Annotated in this window: 13 protein-coding genes and 1 tRNA gene; 6 read left to right on the top strand and 8 right to left on the bottom strand. The window is 44.1% G+C overall.

The window, feature by feature from the left end:
* Positions 1-126: 126 nt before the first annotated feature.
* Positions 127-3,153 carry a glycosyltransferase family 117 protein gene (locus BDE36_RS20780; protein WP_141816350.1) on the top strand — a complete coding sequence of 1,009 codons (3,027 nt, stop codon included), beginning with the start codon at positions 127-129 and terminating at the stop codon, positions 3,151-3,153.
* A 79-nt stretch (positions 3,154-3,232) separates the two neighbouring features.
* Here the strand turns inward: BDE36_RS20780 and BDE36_RS20785 are convergent, their stop codons facing one another.
* On the bottom strand, positions 3,233-4,186 hold the full coding sequence (locus BDE36_RS20785) for an acetyl-CoA carboxylase carboxyltransferase subunit alpha (RefSeq protein ID WP_128771224.1): 954 nt from the start codon (positions 4,184-4,186) through the stop codon (positions 3,233-3,235).
* A gap of 107 nt (positions 4,187-4,293) precedes the next feature.
* Here BDE36_RS20785 and BDE36_RS20790 point away from each other — a divergent pair, with 107 nt between their 5' ends.
* A complete protein-coding gene (locus tag BDE36_RS20790) occupies positions 4,294-5,061 on the top strand; it encodes a sulfite exporter TauE/SafE family protein (protein WP_128771223.1) in 768 nt (255 codons plus the stop codon).
* Positions 5,062-5,121: 60 nt separating this feature from the next.
* On the opposite strand, the gene BDE36_RS20795 is transcribed toward BDE36_RS20790, so the two are convergent.
* The 6 genes from BDE36_RS20795 to BDE36_RS20820 all read right to left on the bottom strand — a co-directional run bounded on the left by BDE36_RS20795 (position 5,122) and on the right by BDE36_RS20820 (position 14,692).
* On the bottom strand, positions 5,122-6,459 hold the full coding sequence (locus BDE36_RS20795) for a glycosyl hydrolase family 18 protein (protein ID WP_141816351.1): 1,338 nt from the start codon (positions 6,457-6,459) through the stop codon (positions 5,122-5,124).
* Between the two features lie 32 nt (positions 6,460-6,491).
* Positions 6,492-7,490, bottom strand: coding sequence for a glycosyl hydrolase family 18 protein (locus tag BDE36_RS20800; protein WP_141816352.1), 999 nt, complete (start codon positions 7,488-7,490; stop codon positions 6,492-6,494).
* A gap of 22 nt (positions 7,491-7,512) precedes the next feature.
* On the bottom strand, positions 7,513-9,102 hold the full coding sequence (locus tag BDE36_RS20805; RefSeq protein ID WP_141816353.1) for a SusD/RagB family nutrient-binding outer membrane lipoprotein: 1,590 nt from the start codon (positions 9,100-9,102) through the stop codon (positions 7,513-7,515).
* A 16-nt stretch (positions 9,103-9,118) separates the two neighbouring features.
* Entirely contained in the window at positions 9,119-12,526 is a 3,408-nt protein-coding gene (locus BDE36_RS20810; protein ID WP_161987742.1) for a SusC/RagA family TonB-linked outer membrane protein, read from the bottom strand.
* A gap of 283 nt (positions 12,527-12,809) precedes the next feature.
* Positions 12,810-13,997 (bottom strand): FecR family protein, encoded by a 1,188-nt coding sequence (locus tag BDE36_RS20815; protein WP_141816355.1) that lies wholly within the window; start codon positions 13,995-13,997, stop codon positions 12,810-12,812.
* 104 nt (positions 13,998-14,101) lie between these two features.
* Positions 14,102-14,692: an RNA polymerase sigma factor gene (locus tag BDE36_RS20820; RefSeq protein WP_141816356.1), complete on the bottom strand. Its 591-nt coding sequence runs from the start codon at positions 14,690-14,692 to the stop codon at positions 14,102-14,104.
* 614 nt (positions 14,693-15,306) lie between these two features.
* Here BDE36_RS20820 and BDE36_RS20825 point away from each other — a divergent pair.
* The 3 genes from BDE36_RS20825 (at position 15,307) to BDE36_RS20835 (ending at position 18,514) form a co-directional block, all read left to right on the top strand.
* Positions 15,307-17,007, top strand: coding sequence for an acetylxylan esterase (locus tag BDE36_RS20825; RefSeq protein WP_141816357.1), 1,701 nt, complete (start codon positions 15,307-15,309; stop codon positions 17,005-17,007).
* 252 nt (positions 17,008-17,259) lie between these two features.
* Complete coding sequence (locus BDE36_RS20830) at positions 17,260-17,538, top strand: ISAon1 family transposase N-terminal region protein (RefSeq protein ID WP_244939630.1); 279 nt, start codon at positions 17,260-17,262, stop codon at positions 17,536-17,538.
* Complete coding sequence (locus BDE36_RS20835) at positions 17,531-18,514, top strand: ISAon1 family transposase (protein ID WP_244939631.1); 984 nt, start codon at positions 17,531-17,533, stop codon at positions 18,512-18,514. Before BDE36_RS20830 ends, BDE36_RS20835 begins: the two co-directional genes overlap by 8 nt.
* A 132-nt stretch (positions 18,515-18,646) precedes the next feature.
* On the opposite strand, the gene BDE36_RS20840 is transcribed toward BDE36_RS20835, so the two are convergent.
* Positions 18,647-18,720: transfer RNA gene (locus BDE36_RS20840), tRNA-Asn, on the bottom strand.
* Between the two features lie 132 nt (positions 18,721-18,852).
* On the opposite strand from BDE36_RS20840, the gene BDE36_RS20845 reads away from it, so the two are divergent.
* Positions 18,853-19,770, top strand: a complete 918-nt coding sequence (locus tag BDE36_RS20845; protein WP_128770526.1) for a PfkB family carbohydrate kinase — start codon at positions 18,853-18,855, stop codon at positions 19,768-19,770.
* The last annotated feature ends 89 nt before the right edge of the window (positions 19,771-19,859 follow it).

Raw genomic sequence — 19,859 nt, forward strand, 5'->3', positions numbered from 1 at the left:
AAAGCGAGTCAAACCTCAGATTTAACAAATCTTAACATTCTAAAATCTCAAATTCACGTCCCTAAAGATTGGTATTTAAATAGTATTCACTATTTTCGGGCTTCATATCGTTCAGGTATTAATTTTATGAATTACAATAAGATCAACAACCTTTTTGCTTGGCTTTGTTTTGTGATTGCCTCTGCAACATTTATCATAACAGCAGAGCCTACTGCGAGTTTTTGGGATTGCGGTGAATTTATTGCAGCTGCTTATAAACTGCAGGTTGTTCACCAGCCAGGAGCGCCACTGTTCCTGATGCTACAGAAGGTGTTTTCATTACTTGCTGGTTCTGATGTAACCAGGGTAGCTTTCTGGATGAATGTGGGTTCGGCGCTTTCAAGCGGTGCTACCATTCTTTTCCTGTTCTGGACAATCACAGCGCTGGCGAAAAAGATCTTATCGAAGGCGGGTGAGGAACTCAGTACCGCTAAGATTATAATTATAATAGGCTCCGGACTTGTTGGTGCCCTTGCTTATACCTATTCAGATACATTCTGGTTTTCGGCAGTAGAATCCGAGGTATATGCAATGTCCTCTTTATGTACTGCTATCGTTTTCTGGGCCACATTAAAGTGGGACGCACATGCCGATGATGATAAAGACGCTGATAAATGGATCATCTTCATAGCTTATGTAATGGGCTTATCCATTGGGGTCCATCTGCTTAACCTTCTTGCTATTCCAGCTATTGCTCTGGTTTACTACTTCCGGAAATATAAAAACCCTACAGGAAAAGGAACTTTAATAGCCTTATTGACCGGGATTATTATCCTTGGTGTCATACAATACGGCATCATCCAGTACCTCGTAAAACTGGCCGCCTACTTTGACTTATTCTTCGTGAATACATTAGGACTCGGTTTTGGAAGCGGCGTTTTTGTATTCGCTGTACTTGTGCTTGGAGGATTGACTTATGGCATTCTTTATTCTATACGGAAAGCTAAGCCGATTCTTAACATGGCGTTGTTATGCGTTGCATTTATCCTGCTTGGATACAGTTCATTCACAATGATCATTATCCGCGCAAAAGCAAATCCTGCACTGAACAACAGCGCCCCTGATAATGCGTTTGCTTTTCTAAGTTATCTTAACCGCGAACAGTATGGCGACCGCCCGCTGCTGTATGGTCAATATTTCGATTCAAAAGTGATCGACTACAAACAAGGCGGCAATATCTACCGTAAAGGTGAAACAAAGTATGAAGTAGCAGGGAAGAAGTTCGAGGCAGTGTACGATCGCAATACCTTATTGCCGAGAATGTACAGTGACGATCCTCAGCACGCCGGATTCTACCGCGACTGGATGAAATTAGGCGAGAATGAATCACCCACCTTTATACAAAACCTTGGCTTCCTGTTTTCTTACCAAACCGGGTTTATGTACGCACGGTATTTCTTATGGAACTTTGCAGGAAGACAGAACGACGACCAGGGTCATGGCAATTACACGTCGGGAAACTGGATTTCTGGAATAAAACCTTTGGATGCAATGCATCTGGGCTCCCAGGAAAATCTTCCCCCCAGCATTACAGAAAATAAGGCATACAACCGACTGTACTTCCTTCCGCTTATACTGGGACTTATTGGTGCGATATGGCACTTCTCAAGAAGCCAGAAAGATGCCGGTGTTGTAGGCTTGTTGTTCTTTTTTACAGGTGTGGCAATTGTTCTGTACCTCAATCAAAATCCATTGCAGCCAAGGGAACGCGACTATGCGTATGCAGGGTCCTTCTATGCCTTTACAATATGGATCGGACTGGGGGTCGCGGCCATAGCAACCTGGCTTCAAAAAAAGATCTCACCCTCAACGGCAGGAATCGTTGCAACCCTTGTGGGCTTACTCGCAGCTCCTGTATTAATGGCTAAGGAAGAATGGGATGACCACGACCGCTCTGAAAAGTTCACAACCCGCGATTTTGCAGCTGACTATCTTGAGTCGTGCGCTCCAAATGCCATTTTGTTTACATACGGCGATAACGATACCTATCCTCTTTGGTATGTGCAGGAAGTAGAAGGTGTACGTCCGGATGTGAGAGTGGTAAACTTAAGTCTGCTCGGAACCGACTGGTATATACGCCAGATGAAGGACAAAATTAATCAGGCGGATCCACTGCCTATTACAATGAGCGACAATAAGTATGTCCAGGGAGTACGCGACGTAATCCGGTATTATGACTATAAATTTGCAGAACCGATAGAGCTGAAAAACTTATTTGAGGTTCTTACATCCGATAATGATAATGATAAAGTAGCAATGCAGGATGGAAGTAAAGAAAATATTCTGCCGACTAAGAACTTCAAAATTACGATCAACCCCACCGAGGTAGTAGCTACCAAAACGGTGAGCCCTGCTCTTAAAGACAATATTGCTCCGGTAATGGAATGGACATACAATAAGGGTTACGTTACCAAAACAGAGCTTGCCATGTTTGACATTCTCGCTCACAATGATTGGAAAAGGCCTGTTTACTTCGCTATTACGGTTCCGTCAAGCAACTATATCGGACTTGAAAAATATCTCTATAATGAAGGGTTTGCTTACAGATTGCTACCATTAAAACCGGCTGAGGCTGATTCAACACAGGGAGAGCCTAACAAGGTGAACACCGATCAGATGTATAACAATATGATTAACAAGTTCAAGTGGGGCAACATGAAAAACGCCAGCTATCTTGATCCTGAGTCTACCCGCATGATCGCTACCATCATTAAGAGCTTTAACACTCTTGCTTCAACCCTCCTGTCAGAGGGACGGACAGCAGAGGCGAAGAAGGTACTTAAAAGAGCAGTAGAAGTTATTCCTGATAAAAACTATCTTTTCTACTATGTGCTTCACCGGTATTATACTGCCGACCTGCTTTACAAGGTAAATGAAACAGCAGAGGCGAATAAACTGGTAAAGAATACCGCGGATTTTATTAATGCAGAACTTAACTATATAGGCGGACAATCCTCTACCCAGCAGAATTTTGCGATGAGCGACGTTCAGTTAGGTGTGTCTGTATTGAATGAATTGATCAGAATTACTGAAGAGAACAAACAGACGGCTCTGAATACCGACTTAAAGAACAAATTCACTGCCCTCAGATCTAAACTATCCCTCAGTTTTTGAAACTGATGCAGATACAAAAAGAAGAGGGCCGGAGATAATCCGGCCCTCTTCTTTTTGTATTATTTTGAATTATAGTTTGCTATTCAACTACTACACCCATAGAGCAAAATTTTTCGATCCGCTCGTTTATTACCTCTTCAATGTCCCTCCCTTTCAATTCCGAAAGATCCTTAAGAATTCTATCTTTCAGGGTTGCAGCCATCTGCTTGGGGTCCTGGTGAGCACCACCAAGGGGTTCCTGAATTATGCCATCTATCAACCGGTTTTTCAGCATATCTTCTGCCGTGAGTTTCAAACATTCTGCTGCCTGCTCCTTATAATCCCAGGTACGCCACAATATAGCAGAACAGTTTTCGGGAGATATAACAGAATACCATGAATGCTCAAGCATCAGTACCTTATCCCCTATTCCAATTCCGAGGGCTCCACCCGACGCTCCTTCTCCGATGATCACACAGATCACAGGAACCTTTAAAACCGACATTTCAAGAAGATTTCTGGCAATAGCTTCTCCCTGCCCTCTCTCCTCCGCTTCAAGTCCTGGAAAGGCTCCTGGAGTGTCGATAAGCGTAACAACAGGTTTATTAAACTTTTCGGCCAGCTTCATCAGACGTAATGCCTTTCTGTATCCTTCAGGGTTAGCCATACCAAAATTCCGGTATTGCCTGAGCTTGGTGTTCGTTCCCTTCTGATGACCTATGAGCATCACCGTTTGTCCTCCGATAGACGCAAAACCACCTACAATGGCTTTATCATCCTTCACTGTGCGATCGCCATGCAGCTCAATAAAAGATTCGCACATTAGATCAATATATTGAAGGGTGTATGGCCTTTCGGGATGTCTGGAGATCTGAACTTTCTGCCAGCCGTTCAGATTCGAATATATCTGCTCTTTTGCTTCACTTAATTTTTGATTCAGCTCGGCCAGCGTAGCGGTCATGTCCACTTTTGTTTTGTCTGATACCTGCTGTACTTTTTCTATCTGTTGCTGAAGATCAGCAATCGGCTTCTCGAAATCAAAGGATGTATTCATTCTGTAAAACAAAAAAATCAGGCTAAGGTAGGAATTTGATACCAGATTATATCTTTCAAAACTTATTTTTGCTCGCCTTTTAATAACAGCATGATGATTTATTGTCTATGACTATTGAAATAGTACTACTTTGCATCGTATCCTTTTTTGCTGGTTTCATTGATTCAATAGTGGGCGGCGGAGGCTTGCTCCAAACCCCGGCAATGCTGATTATCCTGCCCCAATATCCGATAGCCACTCTGTTCGGGACGACCAAGATTCCTTCTATTTCAGGGACGAGCTTTGCGGCATTTCGCTACTCCCGGCACGTCAGGATCAACGTGAGGCTCCTGGCTTTTATTATTACCGCTGCATTCTGCGGCGCAATTCTCGGAGCTTACTGCATCTCCATAATTGACAGCAGCGCTATCAAACCTGTAATACTGGCTCTACTGGTAGCAACAGGTATATACACTTACAGTAAAAAGAATTTTGGGCTGCATGAGGAAAAAAATCATTCGGCCCTGCGCCAGGTTATTACCGGACTGATCTTTGGTTTTGTGATCGGCTTTTACGACGGTTTAATCGGACCAGGTACCGGCACTTTTCTGATACTTGCCTTCATCTCTTTCCTGGGCTATGATTTCCTTCATTCAAGCGCTTATGCCAAATATGTTAATGTAGCAACGAATCTTGCAGCAATAATCTATTTTGCAGGCACCAACCATATTCTGTATCAATTCGCCATTCCTATGGCCATTTTTAACCTCGCAGGCTCCTTTCTGGGCACTCGTCTGGCCTTACTTAGAGGAAACCGGTTTATACGGATATTCTTCCTCGTTGTCGTTTTCGGTACTATCCTGCGCTTCGCCTACGACGTGTTCTTCAAGGGCTAAGGTGCAGGATTGAGAGGCAGGACGTTTGCTAAAGCCTGCCTCCTTGTCAATCCAGCTTACCTATTTAAGCACCTTACTTATAGCACCAATCAACGAATTCTCGCCTGTGGCATCGTAATCTCCAGCCCACACATAGACACCCTTAAATCCGTTATTTTTAATATAGTTGGCCTTTTGATTAACCAGCGGAATTCCATTATAATAAACACCTTTCGCAATACCAGCTGCATATTCCTTCTGGGGAGCCTGCGCATCGGCAGCAACAATAGCTGCAAAGGTCATATAATCGTACGATCCCCAGCTGGCATTATTGCCATTAGCATCCAGCTGATTATATCGCAGGCCGAAAGCCGGAATGCCCGCAACAATCTTATTTGCAGGAATGCCCTTATTCCTCCATATACCGACAGCATCAACCATGTAGCTAAAAGGAGAGGGCTGCCCTACTGGTGCACCGGGGCCTACGGTAGCGCCGTTTTCGAATGCATGAACATTGATCCAATCGGCGGCCGAAAGATCCGTGTATTCCCAATGCATATAATTTGTAGTAGCTGTCATGGTAACAATTGAACCGGCCGGCAATGCAGATTTAAGAGCCGTTAAAAATGGTCCCACCGACTGCGCGCTTTTCGCTGATATACTGTAATCATCATTGCTCAGGTCAGTCATCATCACATCTACCCCGTCCAGCTTTCGGTTAGTGACATAGTCATCTATTAGCCGGACCAGTGCGGCCCTTTTCACCGGATCACTGATTACCGTACCAAAATCCGTGCTGTTATAGAGCGACCATCCATCTATTCCCGACAGCCTGCCTGTAATTCCCAGTAACACCGGAACTCCATTGATGTGCCCTCTGGCCACAAGCTCATCCACATTCTGGTTCTGATTTCCTTTTGAAAAATCCACTGTTCCATCGGGCAATACCCTGGCGCCGTTAAACGCCAGATAGGATATATTATTCCACGTAACACCTGCAGCCGTGCCGTTCTCGGAGAGATACGACATAACCACATAGGGAGCGGACTTACGTGTATACGTCGCGGGACTAACCAGTACCTTAGAAATGCGAGTGGCTGTTTGACCGTTATAGGTAGCTTCCAATCTGATTTCAAATTCGCCCCCCCCGGAGGGATTGAATGTGAAAGAGGTATCGGTTGATACTTCTTCACCATTTACCTTCCAGCTGATCTTCGTCTTCTCCAGAGGCTTAGGAGAAAAACTGAGGCCATTATATACTGCTGGCTGTCCTTGTTGTATGATCCGGGATGGCGACTGAAAAACCAGGGCGCCATCAAATATGCGCGGGTGAAATGAGCCCCCGTCGGTATCTTCATCTTCTTTACATCCCACGCCAAATATGAAGAGGGAGAGTATAAAGTATGTAATCTTTTTCATTCTGAAACGAATTAATAATGTCTAAAAATCTGCTACTCCGGAATTGCCGAATTAATTGCCTTAAGGAGTGACTTATCCCCGGCAGCATCTCCGAACAACTGCCAGATCATTACACCTCCTGCCTTTTTACTCAGAGCCAGCTCAACCTTCTTTCTTATTGTAGGTATCCCATTATAGTAAATGGTTCCTTGTCCGGCTACCTCCACAAAATCCGTCAGCTCCGATCCCGGAAACCTCTTCACGATATCGCCATACGAAAAGCTTTCTTCTATCGACGGACCGAATCCGTACCCGTAAAAGGGCAAGCCCAGGGTAAGTTTACCCGCCGGAACCGAACGGGTGGTCATCCAATAGTTTAAGTCGTTTACTGCGGCATCGTATGTTGAGTGCGGACCGGGCCGGTCCTTATTCCAGGGTCCGGTCTGATCGTACGACATAACATTGATAATGTCAAACAATGCCAGAGCCTTATCGGATATAGAATTACCATTCCATGTCGCTACAGCTACCGTCATCAGCTTGTTCTGGAGTTTCAATGCCGCTGACAGGCCGGTAACAAACGCTTCATAATTAGCATCTATAAACTCGCCTTCAAGATCCACATCTACGCCATCAAGATCATAGGTGGTAGTGACCCTGACAAGCTCATTAATAAACTTAGCCCGCTTATCTTCCTTGATAAGATCTTTCAAATGAGCCGGAGCGCTGCCTCCTCCGAAGGAGAACAATATCTTCACATGATGCTCGTGGGCCCGTTTCGCAGCCGCAGCTAAACCCGGCACCGCAGCAAACACACCATTTTCATCCGGATTCAGAAAGGCAATATTCAGGTGAGTTATCCTGCTAAAATCGAGCTTTGCTGATTCTGTATCCATATTGCCGCTGCTAAACATATACCCCACAATATGAAAGCCTTTTTCATACGCTTTCTTCTCTGTTCCCTTAGCAGGAGAATCTGTGCCGGATTTGCTGCAAGCGGTAAAAACCGGCAAAAAACAAATGATCTGTATGATTAATCTGACTACTCTCATAAAAATGCTTTAACAAGTGCCATTATTGTTTATCCCACCAAACCCTGTTGGTCCAGGTATTTCCGCCTGCACCAAGAGCCGCTACTGCAACTGCTGCATTTTCCGCATTCTGCTCAAGCTCGAAAATAGGGTACTCAAAACGCCGTGGAATTGTCGGGATTGAAGACTCTGCAGTTGTTGCCGGGGTAAGCGCCGGAAAGCCCGTCCTTCTCCAGTTGGCGTAGGCTTCCGGACCGTTCAAAAGCAGAGCTATCCAAAGCTGCCTGTTAATCAATTCAATCTCTCTTCCTGGCACAAGACCGTTCCCTTGTATAAATGCATCTATTTCAGTCTGACTGATAACAGGCCCGCCTGGAAAAAGACTCAACTGCCCCATGGCAGCTTCAACGCCTTTTGCATAATGCTGAGCCGCTGTGCCGCCATAATTCGCACCCCATCTTACAGTCGCTTCGGCAAGCAAAAGCTCAACTTCTGCATAAGTAAGATGTAAAAACGGGGCATTATTGCGGATCATGAAGTTTGCGAGCTGCGCTTTCTGATCGTTATTAACAGCCTGAATATTGCCCGCTCCCGGAACGTTGATTGTAATGGCATCCAGCCATCCATCCCAGATGTATTGATTGGAAGGAACTCCATAATAACCTATCTGGGCCTTTACCTGATCTGTAATATCCAGACGATCAAATGGCCGGTTGATAATATCTTTGTAATATCTGATCAGGCGTGGTAATCTCGGATCGTTAGTGCTTCTCAATTGCTCTATAAAGGTGCTTTGTACCCGCGGAATAACTTCAGATTGACAAAAAGCTGCCGAAATTGCGTTGCCTCTTACATCTGTATACGTGTTCTGCACATCCTGGTGTACAAGTTTGCATATCTCCGAATTACTGGCAAAGACGCCCGATTGATATGCCGCGACGGCTTCCGTCCTCGCTTTCTCAGGATTGACCTTTACAAGTCGCATTGCATACCTGAGCCGCAATGAGTTGGCAAACTTTTTCCATGATTCCACATTTCCATTGTAGAACAGATCTCCGCTGACGGCATCTTTAGAAGCATCCAGTTGCGCAGCAGCTTCCTTCAGCTCTTTAAAGAAGTCATTATAGATATCCTCCTGCTTGTCAAAAACCGGCCTTACTATCCCGTCAGAGAAAGCCTTTCCTGCCTGGCTGTAAGGAATATCTCCATACACGTCGGTTAAACGCGCAAACTCGTACACCTTCATAATGCGGCAGATGGCATTGAGATTCGTTTTATCAGGCTTGCCGTTGGTGCGCGTTACTGCATCCACAATATTAACTACGTCATTGTTATAGGTGTTACTCCACAATGACGAAAGATAATTCCGGTCGTAAATGTAAAACTGCCCGTTCCTGTTCAGCCATATCCCCCCGATCTGTTGCACTAAAGGCATCGTAAATACAAGTCCGAGTTTTTCATTCACTTCCAGGTCGCCCGAAAAGCGCAGCTGAACATTCGTAAGCTGCAGGGCTGGGTCGAGATTACTTGACCTCGATGGATCGATATTGGTATCCCCGAATTTTTTGCATGATGTTAGTACAAGTGCAATAACCGATAGTACGAGTACTGAATATTTTAATTTCGTTTTCATTCTGTAGTCCCCGTATTTAAAATTTAAAATTCACGTTAACTCCCCAGCTCCGCCGGGTAGGCAAAGAACCGTATTCCAATCCCTGACCGTTACCATTATTATAATTCGAATCCGGATCGACATTAGGTACATCTTTGTAGATGATGAATGGATTACGGCTAACAAGAGCAATTTGAACGTCCTTGACTCCCCATCGTGCCGTTACTTTCGAAGGAATAGTATATCCCAGCGTAATCTCACGCATCTTGACATAAGAACCGTCATAGATATAGGGTATTGCTACTCCTCCGCTGGCCAGGATCTGCGACCAGTATACCGAAGGATCGACTGCTTTTGTATTAGGTATATACTCTCCATTTGCATTCTTTACAACTCCTTTCGGCACGAGGCCCCTGACGTTGCCCATTGCAGCCCATTGTTGGGCGGTATACCCTCCGGCCTGACGTAGTTCTTCCGACTCTATCCATTCAGCTCTGCCTTCCAGTGTGGTATTCAGGCTTCCCCGGTTAGCCGCAAAAAGATTGGTCATCGAAAACAGGTCCGCACCCTGCTTCACATCGATCAGGGCACTCAGTCTGAAATTCTTAAAATATATGGTATTGCTCACACCACCTGTCCAGTTAAAAATACCCTTACCTACAACTTGCCGTTCTTCGCTCTGCAGGGGCAGTAGCGTGGTAGGATCCAGTATTAAATTACCGTCAGGGTCTTTCTGATAGCCAAATGCCAATATGGAACCGTAGTCTTCCCCTGGTTTGGCAATTACCGCTACACTCATCCATCTCGCTTCGGATAACGTAAGAAATGGAACCCCCTCTGCCAGCGACTCAACCTTATTGATGTTCCTTGCAAAATTTATGCTCACATCCCAATGAAAGTCCTTCTTCGCTATCAACCCGCCGGTAAGCAGCACTTCAACTCCTTTGTTGGTCACAACTCCGGCGTTGATAGTCTGCGCGGAGAATCCAGATGACAAAGGCAGAGGAACCCGGTTGATCTGATCACGGGACCGCTGGCTATAATAAGTTATATCCGCACCAAGTCTGTTGTTGAAGAATTTCAGCTCTGTTCCCACCTCCCAGGAGCGCGTTCGGGTAGGCCTTAGATTCGCATTAGCCATCACATCTGTACTTAAGCCGCCATAAGAAATGCCGTTAAAAGAGAACGGATTAACATTATAGTAAAGATTAAGCAAATAGGGATCTGTATCGCTGGCTACTTCCGATATAGCCGCTCTTACCTTACCCATTGTCAGAATATTTTTACTTAGCTTAAAAGCATCCGAAAAAACAAAGCTCGACGACAAGGAAGGATATACATATGACTTTGATAAGGTCGAATAAGAATCCTGCCTGATAGTGCCATCGAGGTACAGGTAGCTTTTATAGCCAGCACTGAATAGTCCGTAAACAGAATTCAAATGTTTACGGTAAGGTACCGGAATGATGTTCTTATCAGTGAAACTGGTAGGCGAAATCGCGTCCGGAACCGTAAGATTCGTAAACTGCATGTTATCAGCCTTATTGTGAACCCTGGAAATACTTCCACCTAAACGTGCTGCGAGATAAAGAGAGGGGCTCACCTGCTTCTCTGCAGTAACTAAAACGTCGGCTTCAGTAGTGACGTGTTTTCTGTTTATCTGATCAAGAGCACCGGTTATAAAGCCCGGAGTGGTTCGCGGACTAAATTTTTCGAATTCTATATAAGTAAGATCCGTAGAGGCCCTTCCCTGGAAGTTCAGCCACTTCGTTACAGCATAATTTAACTGAAAAGCGCCAAGAAGACGATTCTTGGTAGTCTCATTCTTCATTTCATTAATTACCCAGTAAGGGTTCAGCCGGTATTGTCCTCCTCCCCATTCTATATACGAGCCGTCCGGATTTTTATACGTTTTGGCAAACCAGGCCTGATCAACGTTATTGGCTAATCCTATAAATGCATTGCCTATATTGCCCGGGTCATCCGCAAGCGCTGGCCGGTTGTCTACATCCTCGTTCATATAGAAAGCACGCGCTTCGAGCGAAATCTTAGATCCGAATTTCGATGTTCCGTTAAACGTAAACGAATTCCTCCGCAGGCCGCTTTCGGGTATGATATCGCTGTTCCTGAGGTCGCTTGCCGAAAACCGGAAAGAAGATTTTTCAGTTGCACTGCTCAAAGAAACCGTATTAGTTGTTGTAGTACCAGTCCTGAAAAAACCGCCGATATTATCTTCTACTTTCTGGTATGGCCTGTATACGCCATCGTATGAAATAACCATAAGGTCGGGATCCAGCCTTGCTCCAAAATTATTAAACATAGAAGTGCGGGCCTGATCGGCTGATGTATTTATCGTTTGATTGCGGCCCTGACCATACTGATACTGGTATCCGTCAAAAGAAGTAAGCTGATTCTCAAACGTTGTGGTACTGTTCACCTCAATTCCAAGGTCCTTTCCACCCTGGGCTTTCTTAGTGGTAATAAGGATTACGCCGTTAGCAGCCCTGGCTCCGTAGAGAGCAGAGGCCGAAGGACCTTTTAACACGCTGATCTTATCAATATCATCAGGGTTAATTGCAGAAATAGCATCCCCAAAGTCGTATCCCTGGGCATACATTCCCGACCCGGTACCCCCGTAATTAGAGTTGTCTATCGGAATACCATCTACAACATACAATGGCTGATTATTTCCGGTAACTGTTGTATTTCCACGGATAATTACCCTCGAGGATCCTGTAGGGCCGCTGGCAGTACTGTTGATGATAAGTCCGGGAGTTGTACCAGCCAGGGAATTGATCACATTGGTTTCCCTCGCTTTCACCAACGCCTCACCATCAATCTCTGAAACCGAATACCCCAGCGACCGCTCTTCGCGTTTTATACCAAGCGCCGTTACAACGGTTGTCTGCAATTGAACTGGAGCTTCCTTTAATATCACGGTGATGTTATTCTGGGCATCATTCGCGATGATCACCTTCTCTTCAAAGCCGATCATCCTGAACCTGATTATATCCCCCTTGTCGGCCGCTATTGTAAACCGGCCGTTTTCGTCGGCAGCCACAGATTTATCCTTGGTAACGTTTATCACTACGACACCCGGTAGAGGTGCTTTTTTTTCGTCGGTTACAAATCCCGTTAATGTAAACGCTCTTTTCTTTTCCTTCACTACCACGATCCTGTCACTTATCACATACATCAGATCACGGTTTTCAAAACACCGGTCGAGTGCCTCAAAAAGATTCACATCCTGTAAATGAAGGCTTACAGTGCCCGACCGTTTAATGAGATCTTCATCATAGATAAAATCGTACCCCGACTGCTTTTTTATCTCCGAAAAGATTGCCTTCAATGGAGCGTTCTGCTTGTTTAAATTAATTTTCTGCGCAAAAGAACCTGCGCTCACAGACATAACAAATGCTAAAAGTAAGAGAGTAGTTATTTTCATAACTAATAGCAGTTTTGGTGGCAGCCAAAGTTTTGGCATACCAGTGAGAATAGCATATAAATGCATACTTTTGTACCGTTTGGGTTAATACCTTGATTAATAGCACATTTTTCTCCAGGTTAAACCGGAAACGGGTTACTCAAACGTCCACGTAAGGGTGTTACCAGCACCTTTACGTTTCTTTCCGGCCCCGTAATGATTAGTTTTTTAACATCGTAGAATTTCCATCATTACTTCCATTTTTTAAGTGATTAATTTCCTGTTTAACTTTCTTCATCAGACTCTATCTTGTAACGGTAATTTTCCTGCCCTCAATCCTGAATTTTACTTTCCCGGTAAGTTCTATAGCTTGCAGCACCACCGACACATCATTTGAACGCGACACATAGCCGCCAATCATGATATTGTCGGGCAAACGCTCGTACACTACCTCTACATTATACCATCTGGCAATCTGCCGCATCGTTGTTTGAAGGTCCTGATCTTCGAAAATAAAGTCTCCGTTTTTCCATGCTACAGCCTGTGAGGTATTTACTTCTGACACGTTTATCACATTGTTCTCAAAGGATGCTTCTTCTCCCGGCCGGAGCACGACACGACCACGGTTTCCTGCAGCTTTTACAGCAACAGCCCCTTCAAGCAAAGTAGTTTTTATTACCTTCTCTTCCGGGTATGCATTAATATTAAAATGTGTCCCCAGTACTTCAACCAACTGCCCTCCGGCTTTTACTATAAATGGCACCCTCGCCTGATTTCCTTGCGTATTTGCCCCTGTGGTCTTATATCTCTTTGCAATTTCAAAATACGCCTCCCCCGTCATTTCTATTCTCCGTTCATTCTCGTCGAAAACGGTTGGATATGTGAGACTTGAAGCAGCGTTTAACCATACCTTCGATCCGTCAGGAAGAATAACCTGCCACTGTCCTCCCCGGGGTGTGGAAATTGTATTATACACATTGGCTGTCTTGGGGAGGCCTTGCTGGCCCTCTTTCACTTCCTGTACCTCGCACACGATCTGGCCTTCTCTGCTCTTCCGTATCTTAATGCCGTTATCATAAGCAAGATCGCCTTCCGAAGCATCGTCAAGGCTGATCTCTCTCCCATTGGCAAGAGTAAGTGTTGCTTTGTTTCCACCAGGAAGAATCTTCCGTCCTGTATGCTGAACAGCTTTTTTATCCTGCCCGTAATGTTCAATATTTCTATCAAAAAAGAAGTAAAAGCCAAGGCTCAATACGAGCAGTATGGAAGCAGCGGCAGCAATCTGCAGACGTAGCATTTTTCTTTTGCCACCGGTGTCGCCATTTCCCTTCCGCTGCAAACGAATTTCCTCATCCATATCCTCTTCCATCAGGCAGTCAAGCTCATCCAGGCTTAAAAGGGTAAAGAGAGATCTTAGTTCTTCTTCCGAAGCCTGCCCGCTCTTATATCTCTTAATCAGTCTTTTCTTATGTTGTTCCTCGCTCTCAGACATCCTTTTAATCTGTTTTATATCTGTATGTCGATTAATGAGGCAGAAAGGGTACCCCTATGTTAAATTAATTTTAACATAGAAAGAACAACCTGTTAATAAAGAGATTATAACTGCGATGAAAGAAGGATCAGAAGAAGGGTAAAGGAGATTCCAAGTTCATTTTCAGCAGCTTCTTTAAGGATTTTCATCGACCGCACCATATGTTTCTTTATAGCATTCCGGGTAACCCCCAGCTCTGAAGCCGCTTCTTCATAGCTTTTTGACTGCTGACGGCAAAGGTTAAAAACATGCTGCGTCTGAGGAGGCATACGCAGGAGCACCTTTTCGATAAAATTCATATACTCCTCCAGCTGATAAGCGCTATCCAAGCGATCATTATCGGAAGGATAATTCTGGAGTATGATATTCATGGCAGATTGTTCCGTGGCCGCTCTTTTTAAAAAATCAAGCGATTGCCGCTTCGCAATGGTAAAGACCCATGCACTGAAATCCAGCACAGACGACATCTGTTCCCTCTGCTCCCATATTTTTACAAATACATTCTGGCAAATATCATCGGAAAGCTCTGACGACCTTAAATACTTTCGGATGAAAGAGTAAACCGAAGGAGAATAGTGTTCGTACAATATTCTAAAAGCATCAGGATCTCCTGTTGATACTCGTTTTAAGAGTCCGAATTCATCCTTATGCCTCATTTTATCTATTTTTAATGAGTGTTTGTGATTATTTACTAAAAATACGAATATGAGAACTGGTAATAAAGAATTATTTCAATAAATAAGCCTTTTTTTACCTTTAACATTACTCCGCTTAATCTTTATCCCCGGTTAAAAATCCACAAAGCACCTGTAGTACCGGTATGTTGTGCTTGCCTGAACAAACATAGAACGTGTTTTCGCAAAATCCTAACGATCGAAGCCTTATGACACACTTTGAAATGCTTTGACACACTTTGACAGTGTTCTTGTCCACCACACAAACCGTTAACAGAATGTCCCAACCACACAGGTTTCAAAGACAAAGCTTATACAGAACGAAAACGCTTGCTGACCGTCGTTTTACCGTCGGTTTATTTACACCCTGTCGAACAGCTGACGAGCAACTGACGAGCAAATAGCGTCGAACTGACGAAGAGCTGACGAGCAATCGACAAGGAGTTGACGAACACGCAGCGACAAGGAGACGAGCGAAAAACGAGTTAGAAACAAATGAAAAACGAACCGGGTCAAAGATTCTGTCCGTTCCTAAGCTATATTTTCTAATTCGTCTTAAAATTTTAGATTTATTGCGAATCAATAAAATCAAAAAAGTGAAAAAAATTTTCCTTTCTCTGCTTCTTACTTGTTCGGTTTTTTTATCTAAAGCGCAGAATTATCTGCCTTTCAACTGGAAAATCAGTTTTAATGATACGACGTTGTCGGCTTCTTCAAAAGGTTCCACCTCTACATGGAAAGACGTTAATCTGCAACTTTCGTGGGAACGGCAGGGCTATTTTAATCGTCTTGGGAAGTGCGCACTCGTTACCGATTTCGATTTGCAGGGTTGGGATTCAACGACTATCCTTGAACTAAATATTTCCCTGCAGTGTCACGTTCATCAAATTTTCATGAACGGTAAATATATCGGAGGAAATATCGCGAACCAATTCTGGACAAACAAAGGTGCTAAATCTACCTTTTCCATTCCTCCCAGTGTGCTTCGCCGAACAAAAAACCGGATTATTATAATTGCTTCCGATTTATCTTATACCGGGGGTAAAAGTTATAATTACGTCAGCCTTACTTCGCCAAAAAGCCTGGACAATTCTAACATAAATATCCATATTACAAATGCTGATCATCTTTTCAGTGATGTCCCAAGGCATGACGAGTTACAGGTACGATACATGAGCAAGACACCTGGAACTATCAGCACAACGATAGTAAATGATTTTCACGATACCATATATACCGAAACAACAGGCATAGATGCAGGGCATGGCGTTTTAAAAATCAAGGTTCCCGAAGCACTTAAACCCGGTTTCTATGAAATTACTACTGTCATGAAAAATGATGGTTATTGTGGCGATGTAAGCTGGTTAACACTATCCCCGGAAAAAATAAGCTGTTCGCGTGAACCTGTCGCAGATCTTCAGAAATACTGGGATGAAGCATATACCGAACTTAGCAATATTTTACCCGATTACAAGTTGATTCCAAATGACAGCTTAAGCAACGAACGCAGAAACGCCTATATTTTAGAATTCAGATCGATTGGCAATGTTAAAATCCGTGGATATTATTTTGTTCCAAAGAAGCCGGGAAATTATCCCGTGATCTTGCATCTTCCGGGATATGGCTATGGTTTTCAAAATCTGGAACCATTCATAAACCAAAAGGAGCCTATTGCCGAACTCGCTTTATGCATTCGCGGCCATGGTATAAGTACTGACGACTTTAACCCCGGTTTTGATATTCCGGGCATGTGGGGCTACGAATTTTGCGATCGTTATAAAAATGCTTACCGCGGTGCGTACATGGATTGTGTACGGGCAATAGACTTTTTAAGGAGCAGAACAGAAATAGATACTACAAAAGTTGGAGTCACCGGAGGAAGCCAGGGAGGGGGATTAGCGCTGGCCACGGCTGCATTGTGTAAAGAAAAAGTTCAGGCATGTGCTTTCTTTGATCCGTTTCCGGCGGACATCCGCCACCAGATAAAAATCAGAACTTTAATGAACATTGAAATTGCAAAGATGCTTAATTATTATAAAAACCAGTGTTCTGTAGCAGACGTCCTCGCGGTGCAGGAATATATTGATACAAGGATGTTAGCCAGTTGGATCACATCTAAAGTGTATTTCGCAACCGCTTTATTCGACGACGATTGCCCACCACACGTCGGGTTCGCTGCGTACAACAATATCCATTCAGAAAAAAAGTATAAGATTTATCCAAATGACAGTCATTTGGGCGAGTCAGGTTATCCGAAAGTATTTATGAGCTTCTTTAAAGAGGAATTCGAATTTTAAGAGAAAAAGCAGATGAGGACTATTCTTTCTGTTTAAACATAGCCGCTCTAAAACTTTTGGAATCCAGGATTAAGAAACTTTAAAAACTCGGAACTTTGGATCAAGCGGAATACTTGGGGGATACAATGAAAAGTTGTTTTTTTGCGGAGAGTTAATAACACGTAAAAAGAGTAACCCTTGCAAGATCCATACTTACAGTTAGCGAGCATATTATTACCGAAAGGCATCTTAGAATTTTTTGAATTAACACAGGTGCTTCAAAGTGAAGCAGGCCTGCATATATATCTTGAAGAGAAGAATATCCTTCCCCAGGAATATCACAACCAGAAGTTGGAATCCAAGGGGTTCATGCCCGAAATCACCATTCAGGACTTTCCTATCCGGGGCCAGAAGGTAAACTTGTGTATAAAACGGCGCAGATGGGAAGTAGCAGATAAAGGGACTATAGTAACCAGAGACTGGGATTTAGTACAGAAAGGAGCGCGGATGACCACAGAATTCGCCGCTTTTTTAAAAGGAATATTTGGATAATTATCCGGTAAGCTGTCATCAACTGGGACACTATTTTAGGATTGACGGTAAACAGTTACAGGAACAATATAAAGATCATATCAGTACATTCCATCAGTGGGAACAGAAAGATCATGCTGCCGAATGGATGGTATTCCCGGCCAACATGGGAGAATACCTCAGTATAGATGAAACGGCCCTCTCTGGCGGAGAATTGTATACTATAATCACTAATAAGGCTGCAAGAGGGAGAAAAGGGAGCATTGTAGCCATGCTGAAAGGCACTCAGGCCGATCAGATCATTGCAGTTTTAGAGCGTATATCATTCCGCCTGAGAAAAAAAGTAAAAGAAGTAACCCTGGATATGGCTGCAAATATGGCCAAAGCTATCCGAAGATGCTTTCCATCTGCCCGCCGGGTCATTGACCGGTTCCATGTACAAAAGCTTGCCAGCGATGCTGTTCAGGAGCTCAGGATCAGATACCGGTGGGAAGCTTTGGAAGAGGAGAACGGACGGATTGCCCAGGCCAGGAAAACCAAACAAAGCTATCAGCCTGAGGTGCTTCCTAATGGCGATACCCTCAAGCAGCTCCTGGCCCGAAGCAGATATCTGCTCTTTAAACACGAAAGCAAATGGACTCCATCACAAAAAGAACGTGCAGACATCCTATTCCCCCGCTATCCCCTGTTATATAAAGCCTATCAGTTAGCCCTCAGGTTAAGTAATATCTTTACCATCTGTAAGAGCAAGACACAGGCTTTTAAAAGACTGGCCATGTGGTATAATGATGTGGAAGCTTCTGCTATTGATTCTTTCAGCACAGTAGCCAGATCGGTACAAAGCCATTACGAATATATCCTGAACTTCTTTGACAACAGAAGTACCAACGCCGCCGCTGAATCTTTCAATGCCAAGATCAAGGCTTTCAGAGCTACCTCCAGAGGCGTTAGAGATACTGCTTTCTTCTTATTCCGTCTTGCTAATATTTATGCTTAATAAAGCCTTCCCCCCAGGAATTCCGCCTGATCCGAACTTTACGGGTCGATCCTTTTTTTTCCTCCGCGGATCCCCACCAATTTTCGCCCACAAAAAAAGCCGCTAAGATCTCTCTTGCGGCTTTCCTTTGGGCTCCTGAGGCTGGGCTCGAACCAGCGACCCTCTGATTAACAGTCAGATGCTCTAACCGGCTGAGCTACTCAGGAGTAAATTAACCCGGTTATTTGTGCTTTGCTGCCCCTTTTTAGTTTTGCAGCGCTGCTGTGTTTTGGGACTGCAATATTCGGGAATTAAATTTATTTATGCAATATTTGCTGAAAGATTTTTTTAAAAAATTTATGAGCTTAGTAATTACCGGTACTGTAGCCTTCGATGCTATAGAAACACCTTTCGGGAAAACAGATAAAATAGTGGGCGGAGCTGCAACTTATGCGGGGCTCGCTGCGTCGTATTTCTATGAAAAAGTAAAAATCGTTGGCGTTGTCGGCGACGATTTCCAGGAGAAAGACATAAATGTATTAAGGAGCCACGGAATTGATGTGGAAGGGCTGCAGGTGAAGGAAGGCGAAAAATCCTTCTTCTGGGCGGGGAAATACCATATCGACATGAACAGCAGGGATACCTTGGTAACTGAATTGAACGTTCTGGCCGATTTCGATCCCCTAATCCCTGAATCGTACCAGGACTGTGAATATCTCCTGCTCGGCAACTTAACACCACAAATTCAGCAAACAACCATTCAGCGAATCAAGGAGAAGCCTAAACTTATTGTGCTCGATACCATGAATTTCTGGATGGACGTTGCTCTCTCCGATTTGCTCGATACGCTTAAGATGGTCGATGTATTAACGATAAACGATGCAGAGGCGAGGCAACTTTCGGGCGAATATTCACTGGTAAATGCAGCTCGAAAGATCTTAACGATGGGGCCTAAGTATCTGATCATTAAAAAAGGTGAACATGGCGCCTTGTTGTTTGGCGACGACCAGATCTTTTCTGCACCGGCTTTACCGTTGGCCGATGTGTTCGATCCTACCGGCGCTGGTGATACTTTTGCAGGAGGATTTATCGGATACCTTGCCAGGGTAGGCACTATAAATTTCAACAATATGAAAAACGCGATTATTTATGGATCAGCTCTTGCATCGTTCTGCGTTGAAAAGTTCGGAACTGAGGGACTGAAGGACTTAAGCGAGGAAAAAATTGCTGCCAGAGTACGCGAGTTTATCAAGCTGAGCAGCTTCGTAATTGAATAAACAAATCATTCTCAGTAAGCGGCCCTGCGCATTCCATTCGGCAGGCCGCTTATTGCAACAAAGAAGAGTCCCAGGGCTGCTTCCGTTTT

It is taken from the genome of Arcticibacter tournemirensis, from assembly GCF_006716645.1.
GTDB classification, from domain to species: domain Bacteria; phylum Bacteroidota; class Bacteroidia; order Sphingobacteriales; family Sphingobacteriaceae; genus Arcticibacter; species Arcticibacter tournemirensis.

Coding starts and splice junctions, on each gene's coding strand:
- BDE36_RS20780 (WP_141816350.1), top strand. CDS start 127: ATGAATTACAATAAGATCAACAACCTTTTTGCTTGGCTTTGTTTTGTG.
- BDE36_RS20785 (WP_128771224.1), bottom strand. CDS start 4,186: ATGAATACATCCTTTGATTTCGAGAAGCCGATTGCTGATCTTCAGCAA.
- BDE36_RS20790 (WP_128771223.1), top strand. CDS start 4,294: ATGACTATTGAAATAGTACTACTTTGCATCGTATCCTTTTTTGCTGGT.
- BDE36_RS20795 (WP_141816351.1), bottom strand. CDS start 6,459: ATGAAAAAGATTACATACTTTATACTCTCCCTCTTCATATTTGGCGTG.
- BDE36_RS20800 (WP_141816352.1), bottom strand. CDS start 7,490: ATGAGAGTAGTCAGATTAATCATACAGATCATTTGTTTTTTGCCGGTT.
- BDE36_RS20805 (WP_141816353.1), bottom strand. CDS start 9,102: ATGAAAACGAAATTAAAATATTCAGTACTCGTACTATCGGTTATTGCA.
- BDE36_RS20810 (WP_161987742.1), bottom strand. CDS start 12,526: ATGAAAATAACTACTCTCTTACTTTTAGCATTTGTTATGTCTGTGAGC.
- BDE36_RS20815 (WP_141816355.1), bottom strand. CDS start 13,997: ATGTCTGAGAGCGAGGAACAACATAAGAAAAGACTGATTAAGAGATAT.
- BDE36_RS20820 (WP_141816356.1), bottom strand. CDS start 14,692: ATGAGGCATAAGGATGAATTCGGACTCTTAAAACGAGTATCAACAGGA.
- BDE36_RS20845 (WP_128770526.1), top strand. CDS start 18,853: ATGAGCTTAGTAATTACCGGTACTGTAGCCTTCGATGCTATAGAAACA.